This window comes from Pseudidiomarina homiensis, from assembly GCF_003987225.1.
GTDB lineage: Bacteria > Pseudomonadota > Gammaproteobacteria > Enterobacterales > Alteromonadaceae > Pseudidiomarina > Pseudidiomarina homiensis.
Window position 1 is genome coordinate 219,911 of sequence record NZ_PIPX01000001.1, and the last position, 15,146, is coordinate 235,056.

The 15,146-nt window shown below is 49.8% G+C and carries 11 protein-coding genes; 3 read left to right on the plus strand and 8 right to left on the minus strand.

The window, feature by feature from the left end; all coding sequences use genetic code 11:
- Positions 1-4: 4 nt before the first annotated feature.
- The 3 genes from CWI70_RS01040 to CWI70_RS01050 are packed head-to-tail and all read right to left on the minus strand — an operon-like array spanning position 5 to position 3,333.
- On the minus strand, positions 5-2,377 hold the full coding sequence (locus CWI70_RS01040; RefSeq protein WP_126769747.1) for an ABC transporter permease: 2,373 nt from the start codon (positions 2,375-2,377) through the stop codon (positions 5-7).
- On the minus strand, positions 2,371-3,066 hold the full coding sequence (locus tag CWI70_RS01045; RefSeq protein WP_126769749.1) for an ABC transporter ATP-binding protein: 696 nt from the start codon (positions 3,064-3,066) through the stop codon (positions 2,371-2,373). Before CWI70_RS01045 ends, CWI70_RS01040 begins: the two co-directional genes overlap by 7 nt.
- A gap of 18 nt (positions 3,067-3,084) precedes the next feature.
- Positions 3,085-3,333: a hypothetical protein gene (locus CWI70_RS01050; protein ID WP_126769751.1), complete on the minus strand. Its 249-nt coding sequence runs from the start codon at positions 3,331-3,333 to the stop codon at positions 3,085-3,087.
- 112 nt (positions 3,334-3,445) lie between these two features.
- Here CWI70_RS01050 and CWI70_RS01055 point away from each other — a divergent pair, with 112 nt between their 5' ends.
- Positions 3,446-3,979: a phosphoglycerate mutase family protein gene (locus tag CWI70_RS01055; protein ID WP_198677631.1), complete on the plus strand. Its 534-nt coding sequence runs from the start codon at positions 3,446-3,448 to the stop codon at positions 3,977-3,979.
- Here CWI70_RS01055 and CWI70_RS01060 read toward each other — a convergent pair.
- Positions 3,976-6,870 carry a ligand-binding sensor domain-containing diguanylate cyclase gene (locus CWI70_RS01060; protein ID WP_126769753.1) on the minus strand — a complete coding sequence of 965 codons (2,895 nt, stop codon included), beginning with the start codon at positions 6,868-6,870 and terminating at the stop codon, positions 3,976-3,978. The two genes, CWI70_RS01055 and CWI70_RS01060, sit on opposite strands and share 4 nt — an antisense overlap.
- Positions 6,871-6,925: 55 nt before the next feature.
- Between CWI70_RS01060 and CWI70_RS01065 the strand changes: the two genes are divergently transcribed.
- Entirely contained in the window at positions 6,926-7,837 is a 912-nt protein-coding gene (locus CWI70_RS01065; protein ID WP_198677632.1) for a sensor domain-containing diguanylate cyclase, read from the plus strand.
- Here the strand turns inward: CWI70_RS01065 and CWI70_RS01070 are convergent.
- The 4 genes from CWI70_RS01070 to CWI70_RS01085 all read right to left on the minus strand — a co-directional run bounded on the left by CWI70_RS01070 (position 7,812) and on the right by CWI70_RS01085 (position 14,332).
- The gene (locus CWI70_RS01070) at positions 7,812-9,329 is read right to left on the minus strand and encodes a putative bifunctional diguanylate cyclase/phosphodiesterase (RefSeq protein ID WP_126769757.1); all 1,518 of its coding nucleotides are present in this window, start codon (positions 9,327-9,329) and stop codon (positions 7,812-7,814) included. The genes CWI70_RS01065 and CWI70_RS01070 overlap by 26 nt on opposite strands.
- 85 nt (positions 9,330-9,414) lie before the next feature.
- The gene (fghA, locus tag CWI70_RS01075) at positions 9,415-10,257 is read right to left on the minus strand and encodes an S-formylglutathione hydrolase (protein ID WP_126769759.1); all 843 of its coding nucleotides are present in this window, start codon (positions 10,255-10,257) and stop codon (positions 9,415-9,417) included.
- Between the two features lie 25 nt (positions 10,258-10,282).
- Positions 10,283-11,407, minus strand: a complete 1,125-nt coding sequence (locus CWI70_RS01080; RefSeq protein ID WP_126769761.1) for an S-(hydroxymethyl)glutathione dehydrogenase/class III alcohol dehydrogenase — start codon at positions 11,405-11,407, stop codon at positions 10,283-10,285.
- 141 nt (positions 11,408-11,548) lie between these two features.
- Positions 11,549-14,332: a M16 family metallopeptidase gene (locus CWI70_RS01085; RefSeq protein WP_126769763.1), complete on the minus strand. Its 2,784-nt coding sequence runs from the start codon at positions 14,330-14,332 to the stop codon at positions 11,549-11,551.
- Between the two features lie 177 nt (positions 14,333-14,509).
- On the opposite strand from CWI70_RS01085, the gene udk reads away from it, so the two are divergent.
- On the plus strand, positions 14,510-15,142 hold the full coding sequence (gene udk / locus CWI70_RS01090; RefSeq protein ID WP_126769765.1) for a uridine kinase: 633 nt from the start codon (positions 14,510-14,512) through the stop codon (positions 15,140-15,142).
- Positions 15,143-15,146 lie beyond the last annotated feature (4 nt).

Here is a 15,146-nt window from a genome sequence, read left to right on the forward strand (position 1 = left end):
TCTTTTATTCCGATTTCAGCGCGGCCACCAAGTCGATGTGCTTAAGGCGACGTAACATAAAGATGACGGCTATTAGGGCGGCGGTCAATACGCCGAACGCCGAGAGTCCGAAAAGCTGCCGACTGATAACAAAGGGAATGCGAAATAGCTCACTACTCATGAGCTCGGTCATGCCCGCAGCGAAAATAAAGCCGCAAAGCCAACCCAACGGAATGGCAATCAGCACCAGCAGTAAAAGCTCACCAAACAACAATCGGGCGACTTCGCCATAGCTGTATCCCAGCACCCGTAGCGTCGCTAACTCACGTTCGCGTTCAGCGAGGGCAATGCGGGCATTGTTGTAGACCATAGCGAATGTCAACGAACCAGCAAGAACAAAAATAATACTCATGGCGGTTAGCACGGTGTCATCCATATAACTGCGTAACTTGGTTTCGGCCTCTCGAATGTGACTGTAGCCGGCGACTTGCGGCATCTTGTTCAATTCAGCATAAAGCGCTTCTTTGTGGCTATCATCGATGAGTAACCAGGCGCCGCTCAACACTGAGCTCTCTAACAAGATGTGGTTAAGCTCACCTAGTGCCATATACGCACCCACCCCAATGGATTCATTAGTGGTTGCAACTAAAGGCACTGAGCGCGTTAAGCGGCGCTCGCCAATGAATTCAACAGTGACGTTGCTTCCAGTTTCCAGTTGCAAGTAATCGGCGAGGTGGTCGGTAAGTATTAGTCCCGTGGTCGGCATGCTGCGCACACTCGCCAATTGGCGCAACTGGCTAGCCGAATCAAAGGCAGTGATCGACGTACTGTAGAGTTGTCGGCCATTGTGTAGGCGCACCGGAACACTGCGCATGCCTTCGACATAGTTTACACCTGACAACGCGGCAAGACTGGTTAGCCCGTGCGCGTCGGTGACTTGGGTAAAATGAACAATCACATCCATCTGTTGCTCGACGCGATAATTACGGTCGAGCATGGTGCTGATGGCTTGAAATTGGTAGCTACCGAACAACAAAAGGCCACCAGCTAAGGCGATGCCGAGCACCGAAAGCGTGCTGCGTAATGGATGACGCACAAGGTTGCGTAAAATAATTCGCCAGGTTTGTCCAAAGCCCATCACTGCTATGAAGTGGTTGATGCGGCTTTGCTGGAAATTTGCCGGGCTAGGCGGGCGCATGGCTTGTGCTGGTGGAACTTGAACGGCCTGATAAATCGCTCGCCACGTGCCGATAAAGCCAGCGGCAAAGGTCACGACCACGGCAATGGCAAAGCTGCGCCAGTTGAGTTTTACGCCCAGTTCAATAAAACTGAAATAGGTACCGTATAACTCAACCATAGTCGCAGCAAGCCAGCGGCTAAGAATGACGCCCAGGACCAGCCCTAACAGCACGACTAAAGAACTGTAGCCCAAGTAGTGTAAGAAAATCACCATTGGTCGGTAGCCAAAGGCTTTCATAATCGCAATGATTTGCTGCTGGGTATGAATCTGACGCTGCATGAAAATATTGAATAAAAATGCCGAGGTTCCCAAGAACACGATAGGTAGGAAAATAGAATTCGTGCGCAGTTGCTTCAGCTCTTCGCTCAAAAAGCGATGGGAGATTTGTTCTTCTCGGGTGTAGCTGCCGCGCCCGCCATAACGTTCGAACAACTGGTCTAAGCGTAATTGTAAGGTGCCCTTGTCAGTGTGATGAGCCCTGTTGGCTTGCGCCTCAAGTTTAACCAGTAGGCTGTTAAATGCGCCATCCATATCAAGTGCTGCAGCGAGTGCGTCTTCACGCAGCCAGAACACGCCATAGCGTTGATAGTCGGGCATAATGTCAGCGGGACCAATTTGATAGATAAACTCAGGAGAGATGGCGATACCGACAATTTCAAGCTCGGTACGGCGGCCGTTGAGAATCGCAGTTATCGCGTCGTAAAGTTGTAGTTGGTGTGCCTGCGCAAAGGGCTCCGAAACGACAACTTGACGACTGTTGGTGGGTAATGCGCCACTGCGTAGATGCAGCGTGTTAAGTAACTGCGTCTGTTGCTCCGGCAGTGAAACAAGTTGCGCCTGAATAGGATCTGCAAAGCCATCCAGCTCAATACGCGCGGCACTGCGAATACGTGTCTCAGCCATCGCTACACCAGGTAACTCTTGTACGGTGGTTAACAGGCTCTGCGGCGCTCGAGTTAGTTCAACAAAAACATCTGCGAAGCGGTGTTCATCATAAAACGTTTGCTGAGCGTTGACTAAGCTTTGTCGTGCGGTGGTCATGATCAACAACACCATCACCCCAACACTCACGACAATGGCAATAGCGAAGAGTTGTGCGCGAGCATGCCAAACCTCGCGGAGCAACTTCGCCAGCAAGGTTACATGCGGGCTTACCAATGTAACTCCCGTGCCGCGCGCTGATGACTGTTTCGCTGTTCTTCAGTGATGCTCCCATCGGACAATCGAATCATGCGGTCGGCCATCTCTGCAATGACCGCATTGTGGGTAATAATAGCGGTTGTAGTCCCTAACTCTTGATTGATCGTTTGCAGAACTTCGAGGACTAAGCCTCCGGTAGTTGAATCGAGCGCTCCAGTGGGCTCGTCGCAGAGGAGAATTTCGGGCCGTTTGGCGATAGCGCGGGCGATGGCAACACGTTGCTGCTCGCCACCAGAAAGCTGTGCCGGGAAGTGGTCCATACGGTTGTTAAGGCCAACTCTTTCGAGAGCCTCTTCTGGCGCCATAGGGTTACGTGCAATGTCGGTCACCATAGCGACATTTTCGCGGGCGGTGAGGCTTGGGATTAAATTATAGAACTGGAAAACAAAGCCTACATGGTCGCGGCGAAAGCGGGTGAGTTCACGTTCATTTGCGGTATGTAAAGCGTGATCGCGGTAATAGAGCTCACCGCTACTCGGGGTATCCAGTCCACCCATGATGTTAAGTAGGGTGGATTTGCCCGAGCCGGAGGCACCAAGTAGAACAACAAGTTCACCACTGTGAAGTTGAAGACTCACGCCGCGTAGGGCGTGAATTTCAACTTCTCCCATTTGGTAAATCTTGCTAATGGCCTCGGCGCGGAGCATGTTTGGTTTCCAAGTGGATTAAGTATTCCCCAACATCATAGCGCCACCTAAGCCCAGCACTCCCATACCAAAACCGATAACCATGGCGATAAGCATCCAGATGAGAATAGCGCGAGCCCAATTCTGTTTTGAAGGTTTGGTTGAGCTTGAAAATGCCCAAATCAGTAGAGCAATCAGGTTAACGATCGGAATAAAAGTAAGGAAAATAGTGAGCATCCACTCGCCAAGGCGAACGGTACTCGAGCTGTCAAAGCCATGATGATCCATGAGAGGGTCCTTTTATGCGTTATAGTTATACTTTCATCAATGGGTGATTGTGTTTGAACACTACATTTAGGAACATAGGTGGCGTCGGTTTGAGTGTCAATGAGAAAAATCAATGAAACAATATGTTATCGGTATTTTACTAGGTGTGTGCGCGGTACTGGGGGGAAGTTCAACGATGGCAAATGAATTCACAGTGTATGTCGTACGGCATGCCGAAAAAGCGCAGGCAGAGTCTGATCCGCCACTTAGTGAGCAAGGTGTACAGCGCGCCCAAATTCTCGCAGGCATGCTGCAAAACGCGCACATCAAAGCTATTTACAGCACGCCCTACCAACGCACTCAACAAACAGTTCAACCACTAGCAAGGTTACTCGGTATCACGGTACAGACCTATCGCCCAGCAGCCGCGCGTGAGCTCGTCGAACAACTCAAACAGGCGGGTGAGAATGCGCTGGTCGTTGGCCATAGTAATACAGTGCCAGCGTTGGTACGCAGCTTGGGTGGGCACAGCGAAGATTTAACTGAGCGTGACTACGGTGACCTGTTTCAGCTCACTTTGCGCGACTGTGATCGCGAACAGAGCGAATGTGAGGTACATCAAACGCGCTTGTTTGTGCCAGCAATAGCAGCTGATCACGACCACTAATCTCGAGTTGGCGCAAGTTCCGTTCGATTGCGGCCGTTGCTTTTGGCTTGGTAAAGCGCTTTATCGGCGCGGCGTAACAAGCTTGCGGCGGTCTCGTTCGGTTCGTGCAGCGCCGCACCAAAACTACCGGTCACATTCAAGTCGCTTACCAAGTCATGCAAATCTGCTGTTTCGAGTGCGTTTCGCATGCGTTCGCAGACTGCGGTCAGTTGTTGGCGATCGGTGTTGGTTAATAAAATAGCGAACTCTTCACCGCCCCAACGGGCAACCATATCGCTTTCACGTGCGGTCGTTGTAATGATTTGGGCGACGCGTTTGAGTACCTTGTCGCCTGTGGTGTGTAGATAGCGATCATTGATGTCTTTAAAATAGTCGAGGTCGAGCAAAATCAGGCCTAATTGGTGCGCCCCATTGCGTGCAACTTTTTCCCGCAGAAACTGATCAAAGGCGCGGCGGTTGGCAAGCAGTGTTAAGCTGTCTTGGTGCGCGAGTTGCTCGAGCGACTTCGTCTGCTCGCGGACTAAATCTTGCAGTCGCTCTTTGCTGCGTTTCAATTGGTAGGAGCGTAAGCGAATGATCGCGACAATGGTGATCAGCAAGAGTAGGGCGCTAACTAACCAAGTCGTAGGACGTTGCCATAGCGTCGGTAATTTATGAAAAGTGAAGGTTGCTGCATCGCTCCATTGCCCGTTCGGGTAAGCGGTTTGCACTTGAAAAATATAGGCTCCGGGCGGTAATTCTGTGTACGCAACACTAAGTTGGTTGTCATTCGGTGTTACCCAACTGTCGTCATAGCCCGCGAGTTGCACGCGGTAGCTTATCGACTCCGGATGATGAAAGCCAAGCCCCGCAAAATTAAACTCGACCCGCCCCGTATGTGCATCAAGATAAGTTTCTGGCTTGATCTTGTTGCCGTCGGCTTCGACCGCTTCAATCACGGGGGTGGGTGGCTGACCGTTGAGTGCTGCTAAATTTGCGGGCAGGTAATGGCCGACACCTTGCGATGTTGCAAGCCATAAGTGTCCGTCGTTGTCCACCAGCATAGGCGGTCCGCCCGTATTAATTTGGGCACTCGCTAAGCCATGGAAGGACTCGTAGAACGAGTATGGCATCGGCGTTGCGGGGTTATCATCAAAAACAGCTCTTTCGAAATCATTGGCGGCGATGACATACAGGCCACGCCCGGTCGCCAGCCAAACGTTGCCGTTAAGATCGCGAGTGACATCGAAAAACTTGACGAACGGCAGGCCGTTATCATCATCGAAAACTTGCCATTGTTCAGTTCGCTTGTTGTACAAAATGAGTCCGCGGTCGCTTGCAACGTACAAATGCTGTCCGGACTCGTGAAAGCCAAACATAAACTCGGCGTTAGTGATCGCGCTTAAGTCGATGCGCTGTATGCCTTGGTCTTTCAGCACAGACAAGCCGCGCATACTGCCAATCCAGATATCGCCGGTAGGACTTTGGTGGATGGCGTAAATAATTTCGTCTGGCAGGCCTTCTGCGACGCCAAAATAATCGGGCTGATCAAGTTCACCATTGCTGCGCCGTTTTGCGCGCAAAACACCACGCGACGTTGCCGCATACAGATAACCGTCATCGGCAAGTAAAACACTACGGATATCGTTACCAGGAAAGCCATTCGTCTCATTGTAATGGGCTATTTGTTCGCCGTTACGAAGTACGTACAAACCGTTGGTAAAGGTACCGACATAAAGGAAGCCATCACCACTTTGTGCAAGGGTTAGAATGCTTTCATTTGCCACTGGGCTGTTGGTCGGAAAGGGCAGGATTGTTTCATTGGCAATCTGTTTGATACCACCTAAGCCACCCACGAGAATACTTCCGTCGTCAAGCTGCATGAGCGCTCGAACATAGTCATAGTCGAGCCCATCTTCCTTTCGATGGCTATGAAACGGGGCTTCTCTAAATTGTGTAAGTCCGCGGTGGGTGCCGACCCATAAAGTGTTTTCACGATCGACAAAAATCGACAGGATGTGATTATTCGGCAAGCCGTTAGCGACGGTCGTCATGACTGCAGACTGGTCATCGAGTTGGGTTAACCCGTGTTCATGGGTTCCAACCCAAAGCACGCCATTGGGTGCTTGATAGAGCTCGGTAACGGTGCTTGGGTAGGTCACCGGCCAACGCTCGTAGCTTAGGGTAGCGACATCGAGGCGGTAAATACTCTCGTCAATACTTAACCAGAGGTCTTTGGTATTTTGATCACTGACAATCCCGAAATTGTAGCCCGAGGGTAATCCAGCGACTGTGATAAATGTCGCGGTTTCCGGTTGAAAATAAGCCGGGCCGCGATCGGTAGCGGCCCAGATTCGGCCACTGCTGTCTTTCGTTAGCGCAAGGATCGAGTCACTCGGGAGCCCCTCTTTTATCGTATACTGCGTGCGTTTGCCTTCACAATCACGGACAACTCCAGTGGTGACAGTTGCGTACCATGTGCATTCAGGTGTGGCAAATAGCGCGAAGTCGACACGGTCAAAAACTCTTGGCTGCGCCTGCCACTCGCCACCTGCGAGAGCGGGCTTAAAGTAACTCACGCCACCGCGAGCACCCGTTGCAACAATGGTATTGGTGTAAGGGTTTTCGCCAATAAATAGGGCACCCGGATCCGGAAGCTGTGTTTCATCGTCAAAGATTTCGAATGCGCGGCCATTGAAGCGAACCGGACCTTGCCATGTGGCGATCCAAAGATAGCCCTGGCTGTCTTGGGTAATGTGGTTAATCGAGTTATGTGGAAGACCGTGCTGGGTGTCCCAGATGCGCATGGCGCGGTCGCTCAACGGGCGAAAGTCTTGCGCCGCCGTAACAGCGCTGACCAGCGCTAAAGCTGGTAAAAAAAACACTGCGAATAATCGGTGGGCTATGGGCATTAGGGTAAAGTTCCGTTAAGCTTAAGGCATCAATTCCATGGTATTCGAGAGGGGCATGAAAGACGAGCGCGACCTCAGCGAACTTATTGAAATAATTCCTGACGCGGCCCTTGTTGTCAATAAAGACGGTAAGATAGTGCTGGTGAATCAGTTGGCTGCTGAGCTATTTGGCTATAAGCATGCGGAACTTAATGGTGCGAGTTTGGCGAAGCTGTTACCGGAAGGAATTCGAGAGCAACATGAAAAACATGTGTTACAGTTCTTTCAAACCCAGCAAAACCGACCTATGGGGCGCGGTTTCCGTTTTTTAGGCGTGCGCAAAAATGGCGAATCGTTTCACGTTGATATCATGCTCAGCCACGTGCAAGTCAAGCATGAGCCTTATGCGATTGCTTTTATTCGTGACGCCACACAGTTCAAACAAACCGAAGACAAAATCCGCCGCGAGTTGGAAAGTGAACGCAAACAAGCATTAACTGATTACCTGACAGGATTGGCGAATCGCCGTGCTTTTTACCAAGAGCTTGACGAAGATATAGCGGAATTGCGAGCTGGCCTCCATCGGTTCTCGGTCGCCTTAATCGATCTCGACGACTTCAAATTGATTAATGATAACTTTGGTCACGACGAAGGTGATCGTGCGCTGCAAGCTATTGCGAATGCGATTAAAGAAACCTGTAGGGGGAGTGATTTTGTTGCCCGTATTGGTGGTGACGAATTCGCCACGATTCATCCTAGTACCACAGTGGGTGACGCTGAAGTCATTCTCGAGCGGGTGCGAGCAAAGGTTCTTGAAGTGACTCGCCAGCACGGCTGGCAGGTGTCATTATCGATTGGTATTTGTCATTGCGAGCGTTATTCAGAGCACTGTACCGTGACGGAATTAATGCGTGTTGCCGATCAAGCTATGTATGTTGGTAAACGGCAAGGGAAAAACCGTATCAACTCTGCGCTTTTGCCGAGTTAATGTTTTTTACAAAGGATTGCAGCGCAGAAAGACTCATCGGGCGGGCGTACAAATAACCTTGTACTTCTTCACAGCCTGCGCGCTCTAAGTAACTGGCCTGTTGCTGGCTTTCGACGCCTTCGGCAACAACCCGCAAATGCAGTGCCTGAGCCATCGCTAAGATGGTTTTCACCAACCGCGCGTCCTGCGCATTCTTCACGATATCACGTACAAAGCTTTGGTCGATTTTCAGTTCTTGGATCGGCAAAAGGCGCAGCGTGCTGAGCGACGAATAACCAGTACCGAAATCATCAAGAGAGACTTGGACGCCGCGCTGGGTTAGTACGCTGAGCACATTTTTGACACCTTCTAAATTAAGCAATGCCGAGGTTTCGGTAAGTTCCAGCTCGACAACCGACCAATGGCCAGGGAGCTCGGCTAAATTATGCAAAAAGCGCTCAGAACTTTGTGAGTTGTTGAAATCAGCCGCGGAAACATTAAAAGAAACACGCGGTATGTATTTGTACAATAAATCGCTCTCGATCAATTCCTTGATCGCCGTTTGCATCACAAAGTCGGTAATGTCGCAAATAAGTCCATGTTGTTCCGCCAGCGGAATGAAAACATCAGGCGGGATCATTCCTTCTTCGGGATGATGCCAGCGGGCGAGTACTTCCACACCACTTATTTCATGATTGTTCAGACGAAATTGTGGTTGGTAGGCGACACTTAGCTTTTTGTTCGCAATAGCGGCTTTTAGATCAAACAGTAATTTAGTGCGCTTCGAAGCATTCTCACCGTATTCACTTTTATAGACCCGTAGGCGGTTACTGCCCAAGGATTTGGCTTCGTCCTGTGCCATGAGCGCCGCTTCAATAAGCTCTTCGCTATTTGCTGCATCATGAGGGAAGCGTGCGATTCCAAAGCATGCTGATAGCGCAGATTCCGGCAACTCAGGAATAGTGATGGTGCGAATCAATTGCTGCAAGTGTTGCGCTTGGGGGAGAACCTGATCGGGCCAACGAGCTGCGGGAATGGCGATGGCAAATTCATCGCCGGCAAAACGACTGATAAGCACGCGTTGCTGAAAATGGTCGCGTAGTAGGTTGGCGACACTCTGTAAAAAGCGATCGCCAACTTCAGTACCAGCGTTGCTATTCAGCTGTTTAAAACCATCGATATTGAGCACGACTAACGTCAGATTCTGTTCGTGCTCTGCGCAGAATGCGAGCTCACTATGCAGTTCACGGTTGAACATGTGGCGGTTAAGTAGTCGCGTGAGTGGGTCACGTTCGGACAGGTTGCGCTCTCGATCAAGCGCGTATTTCGCCAGAAAAAACAACATAACGGCAGTAACGATAACATATGCCCAGCCCTTGAATGTCTGTAATTCGGTGAGCAAATTCGAGTCAGCCGCAAACGCCAGTAAAAACTGGTCAGAATAACGAATCCATACGAGGCCAAGAATCAAATAAGCTGCTGCGATAAGGCCAGCAGCTCGGTTGGGTGACATAAAGCGCGTACTCCTTAACTTAAGCGCACAATAGTATCAGTCGCGCTGGGTAAAGCTTAGCAAGGAGTACGAATTTTACAAGTTCTTAACTAGTTAGATATGAATGATGGAAGCGTAAATGCTCCTCAATAAAACTAGCAATGAAATAATAGCTGTGGTCGTAGCCTTTTTGCAGGCGTAAATGACTGGGGCTATCGAGTGATTTCACGGTTTCTTCAAGTAGCGAAAAGTTAAGTTGTTCGGCTAAAAAGTTATCGTCGCTGCCTTGATCAACGAGCAGAGGCGGGCATTGTTGACCTTGCCGCATAAGGGACACTGCATCGTAGTCTTGCCACTTAGCTCGGTCTTCGCCTAAGTAACCGGTAAAGGCTTTAAGCCCCCAAGGGCAAGCGCTTGGATGCGCAATCGGAGCAAACGCAGAAACGCTCTCGAAACGTTCTGTTTCACGTAATGCCATGATCAATGCACCGTGCCCTCCCATGGAGTGACCACTGATACTTAAACGGCCATTAAGCGGTAACTCCTTATGCACCAATTCAATCAGCTCTTTGCTAATGTAATCGTACATTTGGTAGTGCTTTGCCCATGGTTGCTCAGTAGCGTTGACGTAAAAGCCAGCACCTTTGCCGAAGTCATAGGCATCGTCATCGGCAACCTGGTCGCCGCGCGGACTCGTATCCGGAATAATGAGCGCTAAACCGAGTTCGGCGGCAACACGCTGTGCACCCGCTTTGGCACTAAAGTTCTCATCGGTACAGGTTAGTCCCGACAACCACAATACGGCTGGAACGTGCTCACTACGTAGTGCTTGTGGTGGCAAGTAGACGCTAAATTGCATGGTGCAATCTAGCGTACGAGCTTGATGTTCATAACGGCGCTGTTCGCCCTCAAAACAACGCACACTCGACACTAATTTTAAGTCTGTCATAGCGGCTCTCGTTAGTTGTTCGACGTTATTTGTCAAAATGGATGACTGAGCGAATAGATTTGCCTTCGTGCATCAGTTCAAAAGCTTTGTTGATGTCATTAAGCCCCATGGTGTGGGTGATGAACGTGCTTAATTCAAATTCGCCATTCAGGTAGCGTTGCACGTAGTCCGGCAGTTGTGTACGACCCTTAACGCCGCCAAACGCGCTGCCGCGCCACACCCGGCCCGTTACGAGTTGGAAAGGTCGTGTGGCTATTTCTTCGCCAGCTCCGGCGACACCAATGATCACCGATTCGCCCCAGCCCTTATGGCAGCACTCTAGTGCTGAACGCATTACTTTAACGTTGCCGATACACTCAAACGAAAAGTCTACGCCGCCGTCGGTCATGTCAACGATGACTTCTTGAATCGGCTTGTCATAATCGTTCGGGTTGACGCAATCAGTTGCGCCGAGTTGCCGCGCGATATCGAATTTACTTTCATTGATATCAATCGCAATAATGCGACTGGCTTTGGCCATTACGGCACCAATAATTACCGATAAGCCAATACCACCAAGGCCAAACACAGCAACAGTGTCCCCTTCTTGTACTTTTGCGGTGTTCTTGACCGCACCCATGCCTGTTGTGACACCGCAGCCTAATAGACAGACTTCTTCAAGCGGCGCATCTTTGCTAATTTTTGCGAGGGCTATTTCGGGTACTACAGTGTGCTCAGCAAAAGTTGAGGTGCCCATGTAGTGATAGATGGGCTTGCCATCTTTTGAGAATCGCGTTGTGCCATCAGGCATTAAGCCTTGGCCTTGGGTACTACGAATAGCCTGGCATAAGTTGGTTTTACCAGACTTACAAAACTTACACTCGCCGCACTCAGGCGTGTAGAGCGGAATCACATGATCACCAACCTCGACGGAGGTGACACCTTCGCCAACGGCTTCGACAATACCGCCACCTTCATGCCCTAAAATAGCCGGGAAAATACCTTCTGGGTCAGCGCCAGACAAAGTGTAAGCATCGGTATGACACACGCCAGTAGCGACGATGCGCACCAACACCTCGCCTTTTTGCGGTGGCATCAAATCGACTTCTTCAATTGACAATGGTTCGCCCGGTGCCCAAGCAACAGCCGCGCGTGTTTTAATCATTTCCATGGTTACGTCCTTTACTAGAGATGCGAATACCTAACATGGTACATGCTACGGCGACAAAGGCCAAAACGACCATAGTCGTAGACAAAAAAAAGCCGCTCTACGAGAGCGGCTTAAAAACTATCCGAAGATAAAGTGAGAACCTTAGATTTCGTTACCGTTGCTATCTAATTTAGTAACAGTACCAAGGTTCAGGGCGCGTACGTCATCTTCAATTTGACTTAAATCGCCAATGATGACCCACGTCAGCGCATCTGGGCGCAATACGTCGTCAGCGGTTTGCTGCACCGTATCAAGCTCCAATGAACGCACTCGTGAACCGTAGCTTTCGAGCCACTCCATGCCTTTACCTTTTTCCAAGGTATCGACAATCGAGCTGAGCAATGAAGACTTGGTTTCATAAGCACCCGGCAATTTGGCAGTCTTATTAGCGATGACTTTCTCTAACTCGTCTGTAGTTGCAGGTTCATCACCCATGTAACCATTAAATTCCTTCAAGATTTCTTGAATCGACTCTTTGGTTTTATCGGTTTGCACTGGTGCAGACGCTAAGATCATGCCGGCTTCATCAGCAGCAAACCAGCTTGAACGTGCGCCATAAGACCAACCTTTGTCTTCACGCAGGTTCATATTTAAACGGCTGGTGAAGCTACCACCTAAGATCGTGTTCATGACATCAATGGCAATCTCGTTGTCCACGCCATCTTGCGGGGCTAAGTGGCCAGCAATAATTGTTGACTGCGGAGTGCCTGGTTGGTCAATCAAGAATACACGAGCTTCTTGTTGCGGCTGGACGTCAGTAAACTGCTTCGACGGCGCATTCGCTGCAGGCGCTTGCCATTCTCCCAAATACGCTTCGAGCAGTGGCTTGATCTCGGCTTCAGTGGTTGCACCAACAATCACGAGACGCGAAATGTCTGGGCGTAACCACGTGTTAGCGTGGGCAACCAAGTCATCACGGTTGAGTGACTCAATCGATGCTTCGGTACCTGAACCCGTAAGCGGTACGCTGTAGGCGTGATTGTCACCAAACACGAGTTTTGGTAAGACACGATAAGCCATAGCGGTAGGTTGGGCTTTTTCTTTCTTGATGTTTTCTAACCACAAGCCGCGTTTGCGCTCAATTTCCTCTTCTGAGAAAGCTGGATTCATCAATACGTCAGCCATGATTTCAAGGCTTGATTCAAGGTTAGTTACCAAGCTATCCATACTGACGGTAGAGTTATCAAGGCTCGCACTAGCATACAAATTCGTACCAAGTGACTCGAGTTCTTTGCTTAGCTCAAGACTGTCACGCGAGGTAGTGCCTTCACGCAACATGCTCATGGTGTAACTCGCAGTACCAACTTTAGCACCAAAGTCCGAAGCGTAACCGCTGTCAATGATGAGGCGCATTTGCACCGTAGGTACGTCGTGACGCTCGGCTAAGGCAACTTCAAGGCCATTAGACAAGGTGAAAGTCGTGAGCTCCGGCAGGTCAAGCTGTGGTAATTCACCGACTTCAGGCAATTGCGAGCGGTCTGCTTGCGGCTCAGCCGTGGTGTATTTAGGTTGTGGTACAACATTCAATACAAAAGCACCATCGCTTAACCAACGCTCCGCAGCAGCTTGCACATCGGCAGGGCTGGCTTTTTCGATGACATCCCACGAGGTTTTGTAGAAGCCAGGGTCGTCGTGATAAACGGTCCCTGCCGCAAGAATGTCTGATTTACCTCCGAAGCCGCCAATACGCTCGGCGCCGCGAACAAAGCCAGCAGCGTTGCTGAACTTGGTACGCGCAAGTTCTTCGGCAGTTGGACCTTCAGCGATGATTTTCGCAAGTTCTTCATCGATGATGGCTTCAATACGATCCATGTCAACGCCTGGCTTAGCATCGGCAATTACGAAGAATTGACCTGCCAATTGACGTTCATACTGGAACCCTGAAACCATGCTCGCAATTTGCTCATCGTAAACTAAACGCTGATACAAACGTGAGTTCTTACCGCTCGCGAGAATATCGACCAACATGCTCAAGTATTCTGAGTCCGCGGTGCCCATTTCAGCTGTGTTCCAAAGCTTGTATAAACGCGCTGCAGGAACGTTATCTTCCATTGTAGCCCGCTTAGTTCCTTCGCGTTTAGCTACCCAGCTTTTCATCTTCTTCAATGGCTTACCTGCGTCGATGTGGCCAAAGTACTTGTTCATTTTGGCTTTGGCAGTTTCGACATCGATGTCGCCTGCGAGCACAACGACGGCGTTCGCGGTACCGTAGTAATCATTAAACCACTGATGTACGTCATCTAATGATGCTGCATTTAAGTCTTCCATCGAACCAATGACTGACCATGAGTACGGGTGGCCTTCAGGGAACGTTTGCTCTGCTAAATAACCGAATACGCGGCCGTAGGGTTGAGCTTCGCCTTGACGTTTTTCGTTCTGAACAACACCGCGTTGTTCGTCGAGTTTCTCTTGGGTGATGGCACCAAGTAGGTGGCCCATACGGTCAGATTCCATCCACAGTGCCATATCAAGGGCAGGGGTCGGAACGTTTTGGAAGTAGTTCGTGCGGTCACTGTTGGTGGTACCGTTCATGTCGGTCGCACCAGCGCGTTCAAACGGGCCAAAATACTCATCATCGTAGTTTTCGGTACCGTTGAACATCAAGTGCTCAAACAAGTGTGCGAAGCCTGATTTACCTTCAGGTTCATCTTTTGAGCCCACGCCATACCAAACGTTGACTGCAACGATAGGCGCTTTACGGTCTTCATGCACAACAACACGCAAGCCATTGTCCAGCGTGAAGCTCTCATAGCTAATGTCGACTTCAGGTAAATTCTGCTGTACCACGACAGGATCATTTGCGGCTGATTGCTGTGCCGTTGCTTGGCAACCACCAAGCAAAACAGAGGCAACAGCCATAGCTGTTAGGGTTTTCGATAATCGCATGGTTTTCTTCCGTTTTGTTTTAATTAACTTTGCCATCATAAAGGAGGGCGACTTTGTTGTAATCTTGTGAGCTGTGAAAAAATGTAACAAGATCAGTCAAACATCGACAACGCTTCCAATTAGTTAATGGATCAAGGATAATTGCGCGTTGTTGTCGGGCAAACGAAGATTTTAAGTGTGGGAAAAACAACGATCATAGCCATTGCTGGTGCTTCGGCGTCAGGTAAAAGTTTATTCGCTTCGACGGTGTACCAAGAGCTGGTTGCTGAGTTAGGCGGTAATGGTATCGCCATTTTGAATGAAGATGCTTATTATCGTGATCAAAGTCATTTGACCTTTGAACAGCGGCAGTTAACCAACTATGACCATCCGTCGGCGTTTGAACATGAACTGTTGGTGCAGCACCTTGAGCAATTAAGTGCTGGTAACGCCATAGCAATGCCGCAGTATAATTACAAAACCCACACTCGTACTGATGAAACGATCAAAGTACAGCCCGGCAAAGTCATCATGGTTGAAGGGATTTTGTTGCTCCATGACCCACATTTGCGTAAGTTATTCGACATCTCGGTGTTTATGGATACGCCGCTAGATGTCTGTTTGTTACGCCGTATGATTCGAGATGTAGAGGAACGAGGTCGTACGATCCAGTCGGTCGCCGAGCAGTACGAGGAGACCGTGCGTCCTGCGTTCTTCGAGTTTATTTTGCCATCGAAACAGTTTGCTGATTTGGTGGTGACCCGCGGCGGTCAAAATGAGATTGCCATCGACCTTATAAAATCGAAAATTCGTCAATTATTGGCGGAGTAAGAAC